Genomic DNA, 20,484 nt, shown 5'->3' with positions numbered 1-20,484 from the left:
ACCCATGACGGCATCGAGCTTGAATCCACATACCGAATCATTGACGAAAAGCCCCCAAACCCACCGGTTTCCGCGATTTACCTGTCGATTTTGCCCAATTGTAGTGCGTATGTCACATCTTTGAGGCAAATTTAACATACGGCCCGCCCAGATCCCTGCAAAGAATTACCGGCCAGTCCGCCCGCTCCTGGGCTACCGGATGCCGCAGAATTTTTGAACTGTTGTAAAACTCGGTTGTTTATTTAAAATGAAAGAGCCTTTACGAAATCGTAATCGGTTGAATCAGGAGCGAGAATATGAAAACGAAAATGATCCGTTTTTTCCAGGTCGTGGCGCTGTTACCGATATTCGCAATAGGCTTGCCCCGGACCGAAGCGGCGGCCGTTCTCCCTTTGGCGAATAATCCCTTGCCTGAGATGCTCAAAAAAGTCGTTCCCGGCGTGGTGAACATCTCGACCCGGACGCGCATCCGCTTCGAAGAAAATCCGCTGTTCAGAGATCCGTTTTTCCGCCAGTTTTTCGACATTCCGAACATGCCCCTGGAACGGGAGCAGCAAAGCCTGGGCTCGGGAGTGATTATCGACGCCGGCAAAGGTTATATCCTTACCAACAACCACGTGATCGACAAAGCCGACAAGATCACCGTCACCCTGCAGGACGGCCAGAACGTGGACGCGAAGCTGGTCGGCAGCGACCCGACGACCGACATTGCTCTGATCCAGATCAAAAACGGCCATCTGGTCGAATTGCCCAAAGGCAATTCCGACCAGTTGCGGGTAGGCGATTTCGTGGTCGCCATCGGCAGCCCTTTCGGGCTGGGTCAGACCGTCACGTCCGGCATCGTCAGTGCGCTGGGCCGTACCAGCCTGGGTATCGAGGGCTACGAAGACTTCATTCAAACCGACGCCTCGATCAATCCCGGCAACTCAGGAGGCGCTCTGGTCAACCTGAACGGCGAACTGGTCGGAATCAATACCGCGATCGTCGGCCCCAGCGGCGGCAACGTCGGCATCGGCTTCGCGATTCCGATCAATCTGGCCAATCAGGTGGCCAATCAGATCATCCATTTCGGCAAGATTCAACGCGGACAACTGGGCGTCCAGATCCAGGACCTGACGCCGGCCCTGGCCAACGCATTCGGGATCCGCCAGCAGCACGGCGCGGTGATCGCCGGCATCGTTTCCGGCTCGGCGGCCGAGAAAGCGGGACTGGAGCGCGGCGACGTAGTCATCGCCGTCAACGGCCAGCCGGTGGAATCGGCCACCAAGCTGCACAATCAAATCGCCTTGATGCAGGTCGGCGACCAGGTCAATATGGATATCCTGCGCAACGGCGAGGAACTGAACATCAAGGCGCGAATCGGCAAGGCGGTCGCGGCGAAGCGGTTACAACCTTATTGATTTTAGCCAGTGCCCGCTGCCGGAAGATTCACTGCTGCCTTGTTACATCGGGCTCCCCTTACCCATTGGATAATCGACGGAGTAAAGCCATGACTGAACACCTTATTTCCTGCGACCTTCACGACTATATCGAAGTGGCCTGCATGCACAACTACCGGGTCGAACTCGTCTTGAAGGGAGGCGAAGTGATCGAAGGCAAGGCGCTCGATGTGCTGACCTCTCCCGAAAAACGGGAGTTTTTGGTGATCGACAACGGCGGGCAAAAGCAGCAGGTTGAACTGACCCAGTTGCACAAAATGATCGCATTGACGCCGAATGCATCTTTCAACGAAGTCGAGTTCAAAACCCGTGCGTAAGACGGTTGATGCAGTTGAAGAGAAAATACCCGGTATCGCGTGGCTGAAAATGCATGATTGAACGATTTGTTACTCGAAGCAAAGCCCGTGTTTCGATAGGGCTAAATCGACGGGGCTGCGCATTCGCGCCTAAGCTTTGGTAAAATATTGCCGTTTTTTCATACCGTTTTTAAACCATTCATGTCTAACACTATTCGCATCGAAAGATTTAGCGGCAAAGCCATCGAGCCTTACATCAAGGAGCTAGCCCGCTTGAGAATCCAGGTATTCCGCGAATTTCCGTATTTGTACGACGGCACCTACGAATACGAAGAGAAATACCTGCAAACCTATCTGAACTGCCCGCAAAGCGTGATCGTGATTGCGTTCGACGGCGACAAGATCGTCGGCGCCTCGACTGCGATCCCGATGCAGTACGAAACTGAAGAAATGCAGCGACCGTTCATCGAAAACGGCTACGACCTAAGCGAAATCTTTTATTGCAGCGAATCGGTGCTGGACAAGCATTATCGCGGCCTCGGCATCGGTGTGCGCTTTTTCGAGGAGCGCGAGGCGCATGCGCAGGAACTGGGCGGTTTCAAGTACATCACCTTCTGCTGCGTCGAACGCCCGGCCGACCACCCGCGCCGGCCGGCCGATTACGTGCCGCTCGACAAATTCTGGAACAAGCGCGGCTACGTAAAACATCCCGAACTGAAGACGACCTATCTCTGGAAAGACTTGGACGACGCGGTCGAAACCCCGAAACCGATGACCTTCTGGCTGAAGCATGAAAGTTAAGATCGCCGCCGCCCAATACGACATCGGCTTCCTGGAAAACTGGGACGCCTACCGGCAAAAAATCGAGCGCTGGGTTAACGAAGCCGCCGCCGAGGGCGCGAAGATCCTGCTGTTTCCCGAATACGGCAGCATGGAGCTCGCCTCGCTGTTCGGCCGGGACATCTATGCGTCGCTGAGCAAACAGCTCACGGCGATGCAGTCGCTGCTGGACGGTTACATCGAGCTGCACCGCGGACTCGCTCATCAACATGGCTGCTATATCCAGTCCGGCACCTTTCCGGTCCGGATCGAAGGCGAGATTTACCGCAACCGCGCCTACCTGTTCATGCCGAACGGCGAGTTCGACTATCAGGACAAGATGATGATGACCCGCTTCGAGAACGAGCAGTGGCTGATCAATCGCGGCCTCGAACTGAAGTGTTTCGATACCGAATACGGCCGGATCGCGATCAATATCTGTTACGACAGCGAATTCCCGATGCTGGCGCGGAAACAAGTCGAGGCGGGTGCGAATCTGATCCTGGTGCCGAGCTGCACCGACACGCTGGCCGGCTATCATCGGGTCCGGATCGGCTGCCAGGCGCGCGCGCTCGAAAACCAGTGCTATGTGGTGCAGTCGCCGACGGTGGGACTGGCGCCCTGGTCCGAAGCGGTGGACGTGAATATCGGCGCGGCGGCAATCTATACACCGGTCGACCGCGGCTTTCCGGATAACGGCATTCTGGCGATCGGCGAACTGAACGCGGCGCAGTGGGTATTCGCGGAAATCGATCCGGACGAAATCGCGAAAGTGCGCGAAAACGGCCAGGTGTTCAATTATCGGGACTGGCCGCTGCAGCAGGCGGCAAGCCTTTAGTTGCGGCGCATCCGCAACCGGGAAATTCGCGGCCTAAGACCTGCCAGGTTTTTAAAACCTGGCAGGTCTCTCCGAGCCGCTGCCTTCACCTTTTTCATGCCCTAACCCAGATAATCCGCGGGGTTGAGAAAAAACATCAGCTTCCAGTCCTCCGCCTGGCCGGAATAGCGGCCGAAGCGGGGAATCAAGCTGATGAGCGAGTAATGCAGATGCGGCGGCCTGGCGCGGGCATTGCCGGTATTCCCGACCTTGCCGACGACGCTTCCCTGAGATACCCATTCCCCGGCTCTGACCGCGGCCGAATCCAGATGCGCATAATAGTGCAGCCGCCATTTCGGATCGAGTACCGCCAGCGCCTTACCCCCCAGTTTCAATTCGCCCTGGAACACGACCAGCCCGGAAACCGCCGCCAGCGCGTCCGTTCCGCGCGGGGTGAAAATATCGATCCCTTTATGGACGCCGGACGCACCCCAGACGGGGCTCCAGAAAGACGCCGGATTCCAATCCCTGGGAGCGGGGCCTTTGACCGGAATGATGATACCTTGCTCGAAAAAAAGGCCGATGCCGAACAAAAAGAAAATCGGGACCAGGACAGCGAGTCCGAACCCAAGTTTGCTTTTCTTGAAGCTGGCAGTCATTGGCGTATAGTCCTAACCGAATATAAGTGCACATTGAAGCAGTCGCCGACCGGAGTCAGCATGCGCCCTCCGGGCTTCAGCTGCTTGATCAGAGGCGGCGGAATATGGCTGGCGGCCGCGGTGACCAGCACCGCGTCGAACGGCGCCGCTTCGGGCCAGCCGTAGTAGCCGTCGCCGGTACGGGTATGGATGTTCGCAAGCCCGAGTCTGGCGATCCGCTCGCGGGCGGCCGCCAGAGGTTCGACAATTTCGATGGTGTACACTTCGGCGCCGACCGCGCCGAGCACCACCGCCTGGTAGGCCGAACCGGTGCCGATTTCGAGCACCTTGTCGCCGGGCTTCGCATCAAGCAACTCGGTCATCACCGCGACGATGTAAGGCTGCGAAATGGTCTGGCCGTGGCCGATCGGCAGGGGACGGTTCTGATAGGCATACGGCCGCATCTCCTCGCCGACGAACTGGTGCCTGGGTACTTTGCCCAATGCCGCCCTGACCTCGGAAGACAGCCCTTTCCGCCCCAAAAGCCCCGCCGTCTACGCCATATTCGCTTCGATCTCGGCCACCATCGCCGCGCGCTGCGGTACGTAGGCATCGGTTTCGGCGCGGGCGAAACCCGCGAAAAAGAGCAGCAATACCGCAGTCCGCATACAGGTTGGATAGATCATGGCGAAGTTCCTTCCTCCGAATTTAGCTATGCGACCTTTGCGCTTGCGATTAGTGCCATTTTTTCAAATGATCCTTATCCACCAAAGGCACAAAGGCAACATCGAGGATCTTGCCGAGCTTGTTGTCACCGTGCTCCTGTTTTTCCAGCACGATCAACTCCTGGTGCTCGAAAGGCCGGCCGACCGGAATCACCAGCCGGCCGCCCGCTTTCAGTTGCGCGATCAACGGCTCGGGAATATAAGGCGCGGCGGCGGTGACGATCACGCCGTCGTACGGGGCCTGTTCCGGCCAGCCTTCATAGCCGTTGCCGGTCTTCACGTGAATATTCCGATAGCCGAGCTTTTCGAAACGGGCTGCGGCTTCGACGCTCAAGTCCTCTATCACCTCGACCGTATAAACCTGCCCCGCCAGGAGCGACAGAATCGCGGACTGGTAACCCGAACCGGTGCCGATCTCCAGGATCCTGTCGGTCAGTTTGGCGCCGAGCAGATCGGTCATCAGCGCGACGATGAACGGCTGAGAGATGGTCTGCCCGTAACCGATCGGCAAGGGGCCGTTGTCGAACGCCATCGGTTCCATGCCGGGCGCGACAAACTGCTCGCGCGGCACCTTCCTCATCGCCGCCATCACCTCCGGCGAAAGCGCTTTGCGGCCGGTCAGAAAGGCGGTGGACTGCGTTTCCTGTTTGATGTCTTCCAGCATGCGATGAATATTTTTCATAGGACGTTGACCCGAAAAATCGACATAAATTTGGACTCCCGCGCCCCACAATATACTCGCTTCAGGATTACGGCCAATGAAATCTTCGCGCCGGGCTGCCGGCGGATTCCCGGCCGCGGTTTTGCAGGGGAGCGGATGCCGCAGCGCCGGCGTTTTCCCAGGCTTGGTAGAGAAAGCACGCATTTAGATGGTATGATGGGCAAAAAACGAACGTCTGGCGCAGGCTTGCGCAGCTTAAAGATTTTGTAAATGATCAGGAGAGGACGAGATGAGTGATTTGCCGAACAGTCTGAAATATGCCGCGACCCACGAATGGGCCAAACTGGAAAACGGCAACGTGGTGCGCGTCGGCATTACCGATTTCGCGCAGCAGGAGCTGGGCGATCTAGTATACGTCGAGCTGCCCGAGGTGGGCCGCCGGGTGAAGGCCAAGGAACAATGCGCGGTGGTCGAATCGGTCAAAACCGCCTCCGACTTGTACAGCCCGGTCTCGGGAGAAGTTGTCGAGGTCAACGAGTCCTTGTCCGACAGTCCCGAGCAAATCAATGACGCGCCCTACGATACCTGGATTTTTTGCGTAAAAACCGCAGAGGCTTCCGAACTGAGCAACTTAATGGACGCCGATGCCTATCAAGCGATGATCGAGGCCGAATAGGCGCCCGGACGCATCAATCCGTTTCAAAACAATTTTGTAGTAATGCATGGCATATCAAACTGAAAAAGGGTTTAAACGCATCCTCAATGCGTGCAGCTTTTCGGCGGCCGGCTTCAAAGCCGTCTGGACACATGAAGAAGCCTTCAGACAGGAAGTATTGATATTCCTGGTCACCACGCCGTTGGCGATCTGGCTGGGCCGGACGCCGATCGAAAAACTGCTGCTGATCGGCAGCGTGGTGCTGGTCTTGCTGGTCGAGCTGTTGAATTCGGCGATCGAGGCGACCGTCGACCGGGTCGGGCTGGAACGCCACGAGTTGTCGGGCCGGGCCAAAGACATCGGTTCCGCCGCCGTGATGCTGTCGCTGGTCTGGGCCGCCATCACTTGGACTTATATTTTAATAGGAGTTAAATCATGAGCGCATTGATCTGCGGTTCGATGGCCTACGACACGATCATGGTCTTCCATGACCGCTTCAAGAACCACATCCTGCCGGACAAGGTGCACATCCTGAACGTGTCGTTCCTGGTGCCGGTGATGCGCCGCGAGTTCGGCGGCTGCGCGGGCAACATCGCCTACAACCTGGGCCTGCTCGACGAAGATCCCTTGATCATGGCGACCGTCGGCCACGATTTTGAACCCTACATGCAATGGCTCTGCCAGAACGGCCTGTCGCGGGAATTCATCCGGATTCTCGACAACCATTACACCGGACAGGCTTATATCACCACCGACGAAGACGACAACCAGATCACCGCGTTCCATCCGGGCGCGATGAGCGAATCGCATCTGAATTCGGTACCGACCAACCGGGACGACATTACGATCGGCATCGTATCGCCGGACGGCAGGGACGGCATGCTGCTGCATGCGGCGCAGTTCAAGGAACTCGACATTCCGTTCATCTTCGATCCGGGCCAGGGCATTCCGATGTTCGACGGCGAAGAGCTCCTGACCTTCCTCGGCCAGGCTACCTGGGCGGTGGTCAACGATTACGAGTCCGAACTGCTGCAGCAGCGCACCGGCCTGTCGCTTCCGGAACTGGCCGGGCGCGTCGAGGCGTTGATCGTGACGCTCGGCGCACAAGGCTCGAAAATTTATACCCACGGCCGCTGCATCGAAATTCCTTCCGCCCAGCCGAAACAACTGCTCGACCCGACCGGCTGCGGCGATGCCTACCGCGCGGGCCTGCTGTACGGCCTGATGAACGAATTCGACTGGGAAGTGACCGGCCGGATCGCCTCCCTGATGGGCACGATCAAGATCGAGCATAACGGCACGCAGAACCACAGCTTCGACACGGAGGCTTTCAAACAGCGCTACCGTGAAAGCTTCGACGCCGAGTTCTGACCGACATGCTGAAAAATACCCAACACCTGCTGGACATCATGGCGCGCCTGCGCGATCCCGAACAAGGCTGCCCCTGGGACCTCAAGCAGGATTTCGCGACGCTGATCCCTTACCTGATCGAAGAGGCATACGAAGTCGTCGACGCGATCGAGCGCAACGACATGGACGATCTGCGCGCCGAACTCGGCGATCTGCTGCTGCAGGTGGTCTTTCATGCGCAGCTTGCGAAGGAGCACGGCCTGTTCGATTTCGAGCAGGTTTCCCAAAGCCTCTGCGACAAGCTGATCCGCCGGCATCCGCATGTGTTTGCGGACGCGGTCTTCGAAACCGACGCGGAGCGGCAGGCAGCCTGGGAACAGGCCAAGGACGAGGAACGCCAGGCGAAAGCGAAGCCGGAGGAGCCGGCCAGCGTGCTGGCGGGCGTCGCGGCCAGCCTCCCCGCCCTGCTCGAATGCGAAAAGATCCAGGACCGTGCCGCCCGGCACGGCTTCGACTGGCCCGATACGCCGCCGGTGTTCGACAAGGTGATGGAGGAACTCGAAGAAGTCAGGGAAGCCTGGAAGTCGGGCGATCCCCATCACATTCGCGAGGAAATCGGTGATCTGCTGCTGGTGGTCGTGAACCTGGCAAGGCATCTCGACGTGAATCCCGAACTGGCGCTGAAGGAAAGCACCAGAAAGTTCACGCGCCGCTTTCATTATATCGAACGGCAGGTCGCTTCCTCGGGGCGCAGTTTGACCGATTGCGACCTGTACGAACTCGACGCCTTCTGGCATCAGGCGAAACAGGCGCTCAAACGCAAGGCCGATTGACGGGCGATAGATCGGCAATATCCCTGCCGGACGGGACATACTTCCCCCGATGCCGTTAAGTTAAAAGGGAAGTACCCTGTAGGGTGGATAAGCGAAGCGCATCCGCCACACGGACGCCGGATACCCATAGAGCACAAAAGGGCGCTTCGCTTATCCGGTCTACCGAGTTCCTTAACTTAACGGCATTGTGCCGCTCCGTCCGCACCGTTTTCGCCGTTTCCGCATCTTCATAGGTTTTCATGAGACAAATCTTCTTCCTTTTAGCGCTGTCATTGCTGCTGATGACCTTCCGGCCCGCCGCGGCGCGCGAAAATCCGGGAGCACCCCAGACGCCGCCCCAATCGGAAGCGCTCCAGTGCGTCGCCTTCAGCCCCTACGTGAAAGGACTGAATCCCGATTACGGCCCGCATCCGTCGAAAGCCCGGATCGAGCAACTGCTCGACGTACTGGTCGAAAAGACGCCTTTCCGCTGCATCATGACCTACGGCGTCCTGAACGGCCTCGATGCGACCTTCGCGGCGGCCGAGGCCCGCGGAATCAAGGTGATCGCAATCCTCTGGCTCGACGACGATGTTGCCGTCAACTCGGCATCGATCTCGCACGGCATCGCGCTCGCCCGGACTTATCCGAACACGATCATCAAGCTCAGCTGCGGATCGGAAGTCCGGACCCGCCACGGTACTGCGCTGGACAGCGAGATCATCCGCTGCCTCGACGCGATGCGCGAAGCGAAGATTGCCCAGCCTATTACCACGATCGACACCTGGTGGGAATGGTGCAACCGCGCCACCCCGTGCCAGCAAACCGTTTTCGCCAACCGGGTCGACTGGATAGGGACCAATATCTTTCCCTGGTGGGAAAACAAGCACGCGGGCGTGCATTCGTGTACCCCCGCCGAAAAAGCCGCCGACTTCCATGTCCAGCGCCTGAATGAGATCAGGCGCACTTACCCCGACGTCGAGGTAATCCTGACCGAATTCGGCTGGCCTTATGCGCCCGAAGGCGGGACCGAAGTGAACGCACGCACCGGCGAGCATTGCGGTATCGCCGGGCGCCGGAACCAGGCGTTGGTGATCCGCTCCACGCTGGAAAAAATGGCCGAAAACCGATGGTCTTCGGTGATTTTCGAAGCCTTCTCGGAACCCTGGAAATCCCAAAAGGAGGGCTTATTCGGAGACTCCTGGGGAATCTGTGCGGGAGAGCCCCCCTACGAATGTCTGGACAATCTGGTTCCGCCGCCCGACCACGGCAAGCGGGATTGATTTCTATGGTTAACAAGTATCCTGAGTGGGATGTCAAAGCCGTTACAAATACATTTCTCCCCTTTTCAGTCTTTGCTAAAATAATAAAGACGGGTTTCTGCTTAAGTCGGATTTAGGGATCGAGCTGCCAGGATGAAAAACTTTTGTCTCCTTGCCGCGGAGTTTATGCGGCATACCGCTTAAATCGCCCTGATTTCTTCGGAGATCATTGCGGTCGACCTGCTTTACTCCAATCAGTCAGCCCCTCCTTGCACCCCGGCCTGTTTTGGATCGGTCAGAGTTTTCGAGATTTTTTCAATGCGTAAAGTAAAGTCGTTTGTTATTGTCCTGCTGACGTTCGGCGCGCTGCTGGCGGCCGGCGCCGCCCACGCGCGTCATGCCGCGATCCTGATCGATGCCGAAAACGGCAATGTCCTGCATGAAATCGACGCGACGCATCCCTGGTATCCCGCTTCGCTGACCAAGGTGATGACGCTGTACATGGCCTTTGAGGCGCTGGCCCAGGGGCGTATCGGACTGCATGACGGCATGACCGCTTCCTACCATGCTTCCCGGCAGCCGCAAAGCAAGCTGGGACTCCGCGCAGGCGAAATCCTGACCGTCGAAGAAGCCATCCTGGCGGTGATTACCCGCTCGGCGAACGATGCGGCGGTCGTGCTCGGCGAGCATTTGGGCGGCACCGAAGAGGCTTTCGCGGGGCAAATGACCGCCAAAGCGCGCCAACTGGGCATGTACAATACCCGCTTCATGAACGCGACCGGCCTGCCGAACGATCTGCAGGTCACCACATCCCGCGATCTGGCCGTCCTGGCCTGGAAAATCATGAAGCATTTTCCGAACTATTATCCCTATTTCGCCAGCCACGGCTTTTTCTTCAAAGGCCGTGAACTGCACGGCATCAACAAATTCACGGCCCGCTATCCCGGCGCGGAAGGGATGAAAACCGGCTTTACCTGCGGCTCGGGCTTCAACCTGATGAGTTCCGCATTGCAAAACGGCAAACGCTTGATCGGAATCATCCTGGGCGGCTCGACCAGCGCCGAACGTTACCAGTTGATGATGAACATGATGGATGCGGGCTTCTCCAACCGTTACGGCGACGGTTCCTACCGCAACATCGGCATGATGACCGCCAGCGCATCGGGCGAACCGCCCTATCAGCTCGACTGCGGCAAGCATCCTGGCATCCAGGCCGCTTCCGCGGCCGGCGACGGCAACTATCACCGCGTCGTAGACAGACAGCCCGCCGCCAAGCATTACCGCGCGCACAAGCCGCTTCGGACCGCTTCAGGCTATCATCGCCTTGCCGCCGGAAAGCAGGCCGCCCAAAAAGCCGCCGCCAAACGCAACGCTCCGGCCGTCCGAGCCAAGACCGCCCCAGGCAAACGCAGCGGCGTAACGCGGACCGCCCAGAAAACCGCCGTCACAAAGAAAAAGACCGTAAAGCCGGCCGCCAGCCAAAAAACGGTCAAGAAAACCAAAAAATCCAAGTAAATCATTTTTCGCAAAGCGCTCATCGCGATACACCCTTTCCAAGGGGGCAAGTCGCTATAGAGTGCGCTGTGCGTACCTTTTCACCGCTGCTTGCAGGCAATGCGGCAGCGGGGGGCATCCTCATCGAGGCGATCATCCCGCAGAACGAACCCAGCAGCGACCTGTGTCTGGCGGCCGAAATAAGATTCATCATTCCAGCTCGACCTCGACGCGCCGGAAAAGGCCCAGCCGTAGCGACTCCGCCGCCCGGCCTTCCAGTTCCCGGCCCTCGATCGTCCGCTCGCTGCCGTCCCGGCCGTACAAACGGTAACGGCGCGGCATCGCCGCAGCGGAGCCGAAGGTATCCCTGCACTGGGGATTGCGATAAACCAGCAGAGTCGATCCGAATAAGGCGCAGGCCGCGCTGCCGGCCGGCAATTTCTCTTCCGTACCGAAAGGGTGAACGCATTGCGCATCCGCCATGAAAAACGACTTCGACAGCAGCGGCGCGGGACGGAAGCGCAGTTTTCCCCGCTCGGCGACGAAAGGCTCCGGCCCGAGGAAAAGGTAAAGCCACAGGTGCAAAAGCTCGACCGTCGAGCCCGACAGGCGCGCGACGCAGCCGCGCCCGTGCTGGCGCGGATCGACGGTGAAACCGCTGCTGACCAGAAAGCTGGAGCTTTCGGCCGGGTTGCGCCCGTATTCGGCGGGATCGTGAAAGGCCACCAGCAGTTGGTCGATCCGGCGGTAGAATTCATTGACCAGACCGGCCCGCACCATTTCCAGCACGAATTTGTAATGCAGGTGCAGGAAGATCGAGCCGTTCTCCAGCCAGCCGTAGTTGAAAATGCCGATCCTGCCCAGGTCCAGGGCATTTTCCCCGAGCGGAGCGTTCAGCAGGTACATGCCCAGCTTGTCATCGAACAATGCCGACTGATTTACCGCCTCATACAAGGCGCGGGCCTCTTGCGGTTCCGCGATGCGCAGCGCATGCACGAAACCCTCCAGAAACAGCGGCAGCGGTTTTTGGCGAAAGCGTATCACTTCCGCCCGGCCCGGCCCGATTTTCCGGTACTGCGCCGCTTCATAGGCAAAATAGGTAATGATCCCTTCCGGCCTGCGCGCTTTGACGATCGCCGCGTCCAGATGAGACGAAACCGTCTTCAAAAAGGCCCGCAAGCCGGCAATCGAACCCGGCCGTTCGGCGCCCGCAAAGCCCATGAAGGTCTTGTCCCGATAGGCTTCCTTCAAAGCCCCGCCGTCCCGCCAGAAGGAGTCATCCGTCAGGTTCGGGCGCTGCAGCAGCGCTTCCAGCCCGGCCATGAAATCGGCCAGTTCCGCCGGCAAGGAAAATTCGCCTTGCAGATCGGCCAGCGCTTGCGCAGTGAAGTCGACCAGGCGCTTGAGCTCGATCGTCTCGTTTACGGACGAACCGAACAGGCCGGGCAGGCCGTTCAACGCGTCGCACCAGCCCGGCCGGTCGGCCTCCATTTCGATCCCCACGCCGCCCGGGTCCAGGGAAGCCAGTTTATTCACCACGAGCGTCAGAATCTTGCCGAGCAGCGTGGTATAGACGATCTCGCCCTGCCCACCTTGGGCGCGGACCTGGTAGCGGCGCCGGGTTCGGGATTTGATCAAGGCCATCTTGTCGGAACGCGCCCGCACCGCGCCGAACTGGCGCACGCCTCGGGCGGTCATCACGTATTTTTCGGCGCGAGGCAAGACCGCATGGGTGGGATCGAAAAAGGTATAGGTTTTTTCCAGAAACAAACCCTGCAGGCGGTCCGGATAAACGGCCTGGTAATTGATCAGCAAATCCACCAGATAGGTCCAGTGATCGCTCCAATAGCCCCGGTCGAATTCCGCATCCTCGACTTCCTGCGCCTGCGCCAGAATGTCCTGCAAGATCGCCGGCCGCTCGGACGCGGCTTGTTCGAGCGCCGTCCAGAGCTCCGCGTATTTAAACTCGCGGTCGAACAACTTTTCCAGCGCCGGAAACCGGCCGGAATAAGACGCAAAGTTCTGAGGCGACTCGACAGCGAAACTTGAATTCCTGAGCGAACAAGGATTGTAGCCGTCCGGCTGGATCAGGTTGAAGAAATAGCGGATGTTTTTGGCATCCAGGGCCGGATCGAAAAAGAGGTCCAGTCGGCGGTTTTGCAGCACGTCGCGAAAATCGCCGTTGCCTTCCGAAAACGGCGTATCCCGGAGCAGAAAATCGTTGTAATCCCGCTCCAGATCGCCATGCTTGCGGCCGAACAGATACAGGCGCGCGCCGCCCGGCACGGCGGTCGGAAAACCGCCGCGCAGGCCGTTGTCCAGATAACACTGACGGACGTGCGCATCGAACAGCGGGCGGGCGGTTGCGGTAAAGGCAGGCCGAGTGATGCCCTCCGGCAAGCGGCGGTTGACCGCCCGTTTCGCCTCGAAAAAGCTCTCCGCATCGATCCCGGCCAGAAATGAGTCCAGGTCCGGCAGCGAAGGCGCATGGCCGTATAGGCCGTAAAATACCCGGCGCTCTCCCGGCCGGAGTTCGAGGGTCATTGCCTGGAAAGCCGAGGGCGTCCGGTTGGACGTCACTTGAGTGGAAAAATCCGGCCGATCTTCGGAGAAAAAGCGTTCCGGCCTGGATAAATCGCCCGCCAGGCCGAAAACCCGCTCGGCATCCACCACCGCACGGTTACGCTCGCCGTTCAAAAAACCCACGAAAAAATGGCCCGGTATCACCGGTTCGACCTCCGGGGTGTCGGACGGCCAAACCTTCAGTCGATAAAAAGGCCGGTTTTGCTCTACCCCTTCGACCCGCATGAAGGCTTCCGAGGTCCGGCTCATGAACTTGACGCCCCATTGATTGAGTCCGTAAGGCAAAACTTGCGGCAAACCGTCGACGATCTCGATGATGCGGGACTGCGCGGAGAGATTCACGATTTCGACCCGTCTGACCAGGCCCGCCACGAACGCTTCTTCCGGCAAGGTGAACATATCGGCCCGGATGCGGATCCCCACGCAGGGATTGATCTCATCGACCCCGACTTCGTGGGCTGTCACGTAGAGGCGCTGAATGACATCCGGCCCTGCCCGGCGCTGGAAAGGTTCGTGGGCGATCATCCGATCGCGATCGGCAAGCTTCAGAAAGGTCCGGAAGCCGCGGGATGGAGTGAGTTGATACGCCTTGTCGGCCGGATAAAACTCCAAAAAAGCCCCGTCCTTGTTGCGGATGCCGAAACTCGCGACGGCTTGGCCGCGATTGACGTAAAAAGCCCAGGCGGGGCGCCCCCGGATACCGGCAATCCCCGGCAAAAAACCGGCGAAAGGCGGCCGTTCGTTGTACTGCTCGATCACGAAACAGCGGTAATCGTCTCTGAAAGCGTAGGTCTGATTCATGATGCAGTTTCAGAATGTTTTGATTTCAGCGCAACCGGCGAAATCGTTCAAGGCGGGGATCCCGGCAAAGCGTTCCGGCGAGTTCATCGTCGATCGTCGAAAAGATAAGTCTTGATTCCGCGGGCGGGAATGGCGGTCTTGGCCTGTAATCCCGGAATCTTCAGATCAAAGTCGATCGCTTGGCTGGAGCGGTTCAACACCACGGCGGCCACCGTGCCGTCGGCGTTCAAAAACGCGGTCGATTCGAGCGCATCCGAGGTACTGGCGCAAACGACCCGGCGGGCGCCGGGACGAATGAAGCGCGAGAAATGCCCGATGTAATAGTAGGAACTTTGATAGCGAACCGCCCCGGCTTGCGTGTCGGCAATGATCGGCGCGCTGCAGAAATTATTCACGTGGTTCGGCCCGCCGTTCTCGTCCAGAACCAGGTTCCAGTCCACCCAGGCTGCCGTCCAACGGTTAAGGTCCTGGATGATCGAACGGGCATAGCGCTCGCCGGGCTCCCAGGCGCCGAGATGCGGCCAGCCTTCCTGGCAGCCCTCGGTAAAAATCAGGTGTTTGTCCGGGTAGGCATCGTGCGTCAATTGGACATTGTCGAAATGATCGCCGCAATACCAATGGAAGCCGATCCCCCAGACATAGCGCGCGGCGTCCGGATCGTCCAGGACGATTTTGGCCCGTTCATACATCCGGTCGCGGTTGTGGTCCCAGATGATCAGTCTGACATCGGCGAGCCCGACGCGATGCAGGGCCGGGCCGAGATAATCCCTAACGAAATCGCGCTCTTCCTCGCCGGTATAGAGGCAGGAATCCCAGGTTTGCGAGGCTTCCGGCTCGTTCTGCACGGTCACTCCCCAGATCGGGATGCCCGCTTTCCCGTATTCCCGAACGTAGCGGACGTAATAATCGGCCCAGGCCTGACGGTACTCGGGTTTCAGCCGGCCGCCGCCGTTCATCCGCCGGTTCGTCTTCATCCAGGCCGGCGGGCTCCACGGCGAAGCGAACAGGCTGAGCTGCCCGCCGGCCAGTTCGATCGCGTCGCGTATCATCGGTATCAGGGTTCGCCTGTCCCGGTCGATGCTGAAGTGTTTCAGCTCGACATCGTCCTCGACCTCTGCGTAGGCATAGTTGCCGAGCGAGAAATCGCAGCTGTTGATAGGGGTCCGGCATACGGTGTAACCGTGGCCTTGCTGCGGCGAAAAATAGGCCGCCAGAATTTCCTGGCGCAACGAGGCGGGCATTCTGTCCAGCGTCGTTGCCCCCGCTTCGGTGAAAGCGCCGCCGAATCCCAGAAACGCCTGAAACTTGACCTGGGTGTCGATGAAAACCGCGGGGCCTCCAGGCTCAGAGGCCGGCACGAATTCGATCGGCGCCCGTTCCGCAAGCCGGTCGGCCGTGTCGCGGGCGGTACAGAATTGCCTTACAAGCCGCTGCGCTGTCATCCGGTTTTCTCCGAAGTCGTTTGATAATAAGCCGGCACCGGTGCTTTCAGCCCGGCAAAAATTCGGCTCGACGAAAGCCGAAAGGCGGCCCCGGAGCCCATTTCATTTGGAAAATGATAGCGAATCTTTGGCGCGGCTCATGAATTTTTTCAGCCATTATTTTTCAGGCGGGCGGCAGCCGTGACGGCAAAATACTGATAAAATTCCCGCGGTATTGCATTTGGCATGCATTCGCTATCTTAGCAATCCGTCCGATCCGGGCGGCGCCTGTTGAGCGTTGCGCATCCGGAAGGAAAATCACCGCCCCTGACTGCCCGCAGAAGCGGGCTATACGGCCCGGGCATGAACAAATACAACCCCCGTATCTCAAAGAGCACAATCCGTCATGACAACCCTCACGCCTTACGAGGCCATCGGAGGCGAACAGGCCATCCGCAGCCTGGTCGACCGGTTTTACTTCTATATGGACATCCTGCCCGAAGCGCAAGGCATTCGCGCAATGCATCAGCCCAGCCTGGCCTCCGCCAGGGACAAGCTGTTCAAGTTCATGTCCGGCTGGCTGGGAGGCCCCAATCTGTACATGGAAGAATTCGGCCACCCGATGCTGCGCGCCCGCCATTTTCCGTTCGCGATCGGCGAAGCGGAGCGCGACCAGTGGATGCTGTGCATGAATAAAGCCCTGGCGGAAATGATCATGGATCCGCAAATGAGAACCCATATGCAGGCAGCGCTGCAGCACCTTGCCACGCACATGATCAATCAGGAGACGGAGCGGCTGCCGTAACCCGCACGTCCCGGCAAGCCGATGATCTAAAAAACCTGAGTCGGGATAAGCCATGATGTCTGAGCGAGGCTGGGCGCTTACGGTCAGGCACGAAACAGCGTGTGCCCGACCTACCGGGCTAAATACCCTATTCATTAATTGATTTTTATCCCTGAATAGTTATGAGAAAATATCCGTTCATATAATTAATAAAAAGCTGGCGGGGTGTGCTTGTCGAAACGCGATAGTGAAGCGCCGAAGCGGAAACAGCGGCTCGTTGCAAAATACACTACATCACAATGAAAATCGCAACATTCACGTCTTCATCATGCCGCGTCATGGCCCTCTTACCAGTGCCGGCAAAATCCTCCGCAGGACGCATCGGAAATCTTCCCCTCCCCCGCGCCTAAACCGCTCATGCTTTAGTCATGTTCGATTATAGCGCTGCCTCCTTCATTATCTGCGCGTATATCCTGAGCGCGGGCATTCTGTTTTGGAATGGCGTACAATCGATCATGCTGGCCCGTACTGCCGGGAGCGATCGGCGCATATCCCTGAGCTTTGCGTGCTGCTGTTTGTGCGCGGCGGGGTATCAGATTTTTACCGCGCAATACAGTATCGCGCCGACACTGCGCGAGGCTGCCAATGCCTTGCGTTGGCAAACCGCCTGTGCTTTTGCTTTTTTCCCTGCCTTTATCGCTTATGTCGCAGCGCTTGCCGGACAGCCTTGCGGCAAGCGCTGCCTGATTGTCGCCGTCTCGGTTTTCGGGATGCTGCTGATTGCCAATCAGGCGTCCGAATACGGTTTGCGATACGATACGCCGGCGCGCTTCACGCCATCGATGAGTGTCTGGAACGCCGTCGGCTATCTGGCGATTGCCGGTACCCTGCTCTGGGCTTTGGCCCGCTCCCGGCGGATATACCGCCTCGGCGAACGGCGCATGGCTTTATCTCTGGCGTTTTCCGCAGGCTTGCTGATCGCAGCCGGAGGCTGGGATTTGCTGAGCGATTGGAGAGTGACCGCGCCTTATTATCTGACCGGATTCGGTTTTTTCGGTTTCGTGATATGGCACGGTACGCTGATGACGCTCGAGGTACGAAACCGCATCGACAGTCTGAAATCGGCCGACAGCCGATTGCGAACCGAAATCGAGCGCCGGATGCGGATTGAACGTATTCTGTCGGATCTGCGTAGCGGGATTTCGCGTCAATTCGGAACCGCCTTTCTCGAAGGGTTGGTACAACGCCTCACCCAGCATTTCGATGTCGATTATGCGCTGATCGGCCTGCTCGATGAACCCGGCAGGAACAGTATTACCACGCTGGCGGCCTGCGAGCGGGGCGCGTTGACTTCGAATCTGAGCTATCCTCTTACCGGTAGCCCGTGCGCCCAGGTTATCGGTCGTCACTGTACGCAGATATACGAAACCGACGTCCGCGCCAAATTTCCGGACGATGCGTTGATTCAGGCGTGGAATGTGGACAGTTATATCGGAACATCTTTTTTCGATTCCACGGGGCAGCCTCTCGGCATCGTCGTGATGGCGGGAACCCATCCGTTGAAAGATACCGAAATGATCATCGAGGCGCTCGACGTGTTCGCGGCCCGGATCGGCGCGGAAGTCGGCCGGTTAAAGGCGGAGATGGCGCTGCGGCATTCGCACGCGATATTGCAGACGCTTTCCGATGTGCAGCGCGATTTTCTGCTTAACCGGGATGTGGCCATCACCTTCGAACATATGCTGAATCCACTGCTGAATCTGAGCGAAAGCCAGTATGGCTTCATCGGCGAAGTGCTGATCGACGAGGCGGGCCGGCTCTACCTCAAGACGCATGTCTACAGCAATGTCGTCTGGGATGCGGACACGCGCCACCTCTATGAAAATACGCTGCAAAACGGTCTTGAGTTTCACAACCTGAATTCGCTGATCGGCGCGGTGCTAACCAGCGGCAAAGCCGTTTTGAGCAACGATGCGCCTCATGATCATCGGCGCGCCGGCCTTCCCTCTGGGCATCCGGCCATCGATTCGTTCCTGGGTTTGCCGATTTATCAGGGCGACGACATGATCGGCATGATCGGACTCGCCAATCGGCCGGGCGGTTATAATCTGGAGATCGCGGCTTCGCTCGATCCTTTTTTGAGCACCTGTGCGGCTCTGCTGACCGGTTACCACGCCGAACGCAAACGGCAGGCAATGAAAGCGAAAATGCTGGAGAGCGAGGAGCGCTTTCATGTGTTGGCCGACAGTCTGCCGATCAAAATCTGGATGGCGGATCTCGAAGGGCGTTGTTTATGGTTCAATCGAGCCTGGCTGGATTTTACGGGCCGTCCGATGGAAGAAGAACTGGGTTACGGCTGGCTGAATGATGTGCATCCCAGGGATCGGGACGTGTGCCTGAACGGCTATCAAAACGCGATGGCCGCCAAGGAGCCGGTGGTGCTGGAATACCGCCTGCGCCGGCATGACGGCCAATTTCGCACCGTTCTGGACACCATGGCGCCGAGATTGCTGCCCGATGGGGCGGTCGTGGGTTTCGTGGGCGCCTGCATCGACCTGACGGAACATCGGGCTCTGCAAGCCCGAGTCGAGCATCTGGCCTATCACGACGCATTGACCGGTCTTCCGAACCGGGCGCTGTTGTCGACCCGCATCGAACAAACGTTGAGCTTCGCCCGGATCAGCGGCCATCAGGCGGCGGTATTGTTCGTCGACCTCGATCGTTTCAAAACGATCAACGACTCGCTGGGGCACGCGCTCGGCGACCTGCTGTTGCGGGAAACCGGGCTGAGGCTCGGCCAGGTGCTCCGCAAAGGCGATACGGTGGCGCGCATGGGCGGCGACGAATTCGTCATTTTACTGCCCCGGATTTTCAGCGCGCGGGAAACGGCGTTGGTCGCGGAAAAAATACTGGCGGTTCTGGCGCTTCCGTTCGATCTGTCCGGCTATACGCTGCATGTCACGACCAGCATCGGCATCAGTCTGTTTCCGCAGGACGGCCAGGACGGCGACACCCTGATCAAACATGCCGATGTCGCGCTTTATCAGGCCAAGGCACGCGGCCGCAACAATTTTCAGTTTTTCGACCCGGTGATGACCGAAGCCGGCGAACAGCGGCTGATGCTCGAAAACGACCTGCGCAAGGCGCTGCTTCGCGATGAATTCATACTCTACTATCAGCCGCGCATCGATCTATCGACAGGCAGCGTCACCAGCGTGGAAGCCTTGATCCGTTGGCAGCATCCGCAACGGGGATTGTTGGCACCGAACGCATTCATCCATCTGGCCGAAGAGATCGGACTGATCGGCGAAATCGGCCACTGGGTGCTGAACACAGCCTGCCGGCAATTGCGTGATTGGCGAAGCGAAGGGCTGACCGATCTGCGCATGGCGGTCAATGTGTCGGCCCGGCAACTTCACGATTCCGCATTCCACTGCCTGGTCGAGAAGACCCTGCTCGATGCGATGCTGCCGGCCGCCTGCCTCGAATTGGAACTCACCGAATCCTGTGTCATGGACAATCCCGAAAAAGCCATCGTTGTGCTGAACACAATAAGCCGCCTCGGCGTTCGTATCGCCATCGACGATTTCGGCACCGGCTATTCCAGCCTAGCCTATCTCAAGCGGCTGCCGGTCACTTGCCTGAAAATCGATCGCGCCTTCGTCCAGGGGATTCCCGAGGATGCGGAGGATGTGGCGATCGCCGAAACCATTCTGAGCATGGCCAAACATTTGGGTCTGGTCGTTGTGGCGGAGGGTATCGAAACCGAAGCCCAATGCGATTTTCTGGCGCGTCGCCACTGCAAGGAAGGTCAGGGCTATTGGTTCAGCCGACCTTTGCCGGCCGGCGACCTGATCAACTTCATCAACTCAACCGTACCGACATGACAATCGGGATGATCGTTGAGCCCGTGCACCCGAGTTACAG

18 protein-coding genes are annotated in these 20,484 nt (G+C 58.6%); 12 read left to right on the top strand and 6 right to left on the bottom strand.

Annotated elements, in window-relative coordinates; all coding sequences use genetic code 11:
* The first annotated feature begins 296 nt into the window (after positions 1 to 296).
* From METAL_RS05240 to METAL_RS05225, 4 genes are all read left to right on the top strand, one after another.
* Positions 297 to 1,400, top strand: coding sequence for a Do family serine endopeptidase (locus METAL_RS05240; RefSeq protein ID WP_005370300.1), 1,104 nt, complete (start codon positions 297 to 299; stop codon positions 1,398 to 1,400).
* A gap of 89 nt (positions 1,401 to 1,489) precedes the next feature.
* Positions 1,490 to 1,756: a Rho-binding antiterminator gene (locus tag METAL_RS05235; protein ID WP_005370298.1), complete on the top strand. Its 267-nt coding sequence runs from the start codon at positions 1,490 to 1,492 to the stop codon at positions 1,754 to 1,756.
* A 180-nt stretch (positions 1,757 to 1,936) separates the two neighbouring features.
* Positions 1,937 to 2,536 (top strand): GNAT family N-acetyltransferase, encoded by a 600-nt coding sequence (locus METAL_RS05230; RefSeq protein WP_005370293.1) that lies wholly within the window; start codon positions 1,937 to 1,939, stop codon positions 2,534 to 2,536.
* Entirely contained in the window at positions 2,526 to 3,392 is an 867-nt protein-coding gene (locus METAL_RS05225; protein WP_005370291.1) for a carbon-nitrogen hydrolase family protein, read from the top strand. Before METAL_RS05230 ends, METAL_RS05225 begins: the two co-directional genes overlap by 11 nt.
* Before the next feature lie 101 nt (positions 3,393 to 3,493).
* On the opposite strand, the gene METAL_RS05220 is transcribed toward METAL_RS05225, so the two are convergent.
* The 4 genes from METAL_RS05220 to METAL_RS05210 are packed head-to-tail and all read right to left on the bottom strand — an operon-like array spanning position 3,494 to position 5,416.
* Entirely contained in the window at positions 3,494 to 4,030 is a 537-nt protein-coding gene (locus METAL_RS05220) for a M23 family metallopeptidase (RefSeq protein ID WP_005370290.1), read from the bottom strand.
* Positions 4,027 to 4,512, bottom strand: a complete 486-nt coding sequence (locus METAL_RS05215) for a protein-L-isoaspartate(D-aspartate) O-methyltransferase (RefSeq protein ID WP_051040321.1) — start codon at positions 4,510 to 4,512, stop codon at positions 4,027 to 4,029. Before METAL_RS05215 ends, METAL_RS05220 begins: the two co-directional genes overlap by 4 nt.
* Before the next feature lie 51 nt (positions 4,513 to 4,563).
* A complete protein-coding gene (locus METAL_RS21950) occupies positions 4,564 to 4,695 on the bottom strand; it encodes a hypothetical protein (RefSeq protein WP_342633130.1) in 132 nt (43 codons plus the stop codon).
* A 49-nt stretch (positions 4,696 to 4,744) separates the two neighbouring features.
* Positions 4,745 to 5,416, bottom strand: a complete 672-nt coding sequence (locus METAL_RS05210) for a protein-L-isoaspartate(D-aspartate) O-methyltransferase (RefSeq protein WP_005370288.1) — start codon at positions 5,414 to 5,416, stop codon at positions 4,745 to 4,747.
* Between the two features lie 268 nt (positions 5,417 to 5,684).
* Here METAL_RS05210 and gcvH point away from each other — a divergent pair, with 268 nt between their 5' ends.
* The 6 genes from gcvH (at position 5,685) to METAL_RS05180 (ending at position 10,989) form a co-directional block, all read left to right on the top strand.
* Positions 5,685 to 6,071, top strand: coding sequence for a glycine cleavage system protein GcvH (gene gcvH, locus METAL_RS05205; RefSeq protein ID WP_005370286.1), 387 nt, complete (start codon positions 5,685 to 5,687; stop codon positions 6,069 to 6,071).
* Between the two features lie 46 nt (positions 6,072 to 6,117).
* Positions 6,118 to 6,489, top strand: a complete 372-nt coding sequence (locus METAL_RS05200) for a diacylglycerol kinase (RefSeq protein ID WP_005370284.1) — start codon at positions 6,118 to 6,120, stop codon at positions 6,487 to 6,489.
* Positions 6,486 to 7,421, top strand: a complete 936-nt coding sequence (locus METAL_RS05195) for a carbohydrate kinase family protein (RefSeq protein ID WP_005370283.1) — start codon at positions 6,486 to 6,488, stop codon at positions 7,419 to 7,421. The genes METAL_RS05200 and METAL_RS05195 overlap by 4 nt, the downstream gene beginning before the upstream one ends.
* Before the next feature lie 5 nt (positions 7,422 to 7,426).
* The gene (mazG, locus tag METAL_RS05190; protein ID WP_005370282.1) at positions 7,427 to 8,233 is read left to right on the top strand and encodes a nucleoside triphosphate pyrophosphohydrolase; all 807 of its coding nucleotides are present in this window, start codon (positions 7,427 to 7,429) and stop codon (positions 8,231 to 8,233) included.
* Between the two features lie 239 nt (positions 8,234 to 8,472).
* Entirely contained in the window at positions 8,473 to 9,495 is a 1,023-nt protein-coding gene (locus tag METAL_RS05185) for a glycoside hydrolase family 17 protein (protein ID WP_005370281.1), read from the top strand.
* Between the two features lie 297 nt (positions 9,496 to 9,792).
* Entirely contained in the window at positions 9,793 to 10,989 is a 1,197-nt protein-coding gene (locus tag METAL_RS05180; RefSeq protein ID WP_005370280.1) for a D-alanyl-D-alanine carboxypeptidase family protein, read from the top strand.
* A 189-nt stretch (positions 10,990 to 11,178) separates the two neighbouring features.
* Here METAL_RS05180 and METAL_RS05175 read toward each other — a convergent pair whose 3' ends face one another.
* The gene (locus tag METAL_RS05175) at positions 11,179 to 14,352 is read right to left on the bottom strand and encodes a hypothetical protein (RefSeq protein WP_005370277.1); all 3,174 of its coding nucleotides are present in this window, start codon (positions 14,350 to 14,352) and stop codon (positions 11,179 to 11,181) included.
* Between the two features lie 83 nt (positions 14,353 to 14,435).
* Positions 14,436 to 15,794 (bottom strand): glycoside hydrolase family 30 protein, encoded by a 1,359-nt coding sequence (locus METAL_RS05170; RefSeq protein ID WP_005370275.1) that lies wholly within the window; start codon positions 15,792 to 15,794, stop codon positions 14,436 to 14,438.
* Between the two features lie 385 nt (positions 15,795 to 16,179).
* Here METAL_RS05170 and METAL_RS05165 point away from each other — a divergent pair, with 385 nt between their 5' ends.
* Entirely contained in the window at positions 16,180 to 16,578 is a 399-nt protein-coding gene (locus METAL_RS05165; protein ID WP_005370274.1) for a group II truncated hemoglobin, read from the top strand.
* 407 nt (positions 16,579 to 16,985) lie between these two features.
* A complete protein-coding gene (locus tag METAL_RS19830) occupies positions 16,986 to 20,444 on the top strand; it encodes an EAL domain-containing protein (RefSeq protein WP_005370273.1) in 3,459 nt (1,152 codons plus the stop codon).
* Positions 20,445 to 20,484 lie beyond the last annotated feature (40 nt).

The organism is Methylomicrobium album BG8 (genome assembly GCF_000214275.2).
GTDB lineage: Bacteria > Pseudomonadota > Gammaproteobacteria > Methylococcales > Methylomonadaceae > Methylomicrobium > Methylomicrobium agile.
Note: the sequence above shows the minus strand (reverse complement) of the source record. Positions and strands in the feature narration are given on the sequence as shown.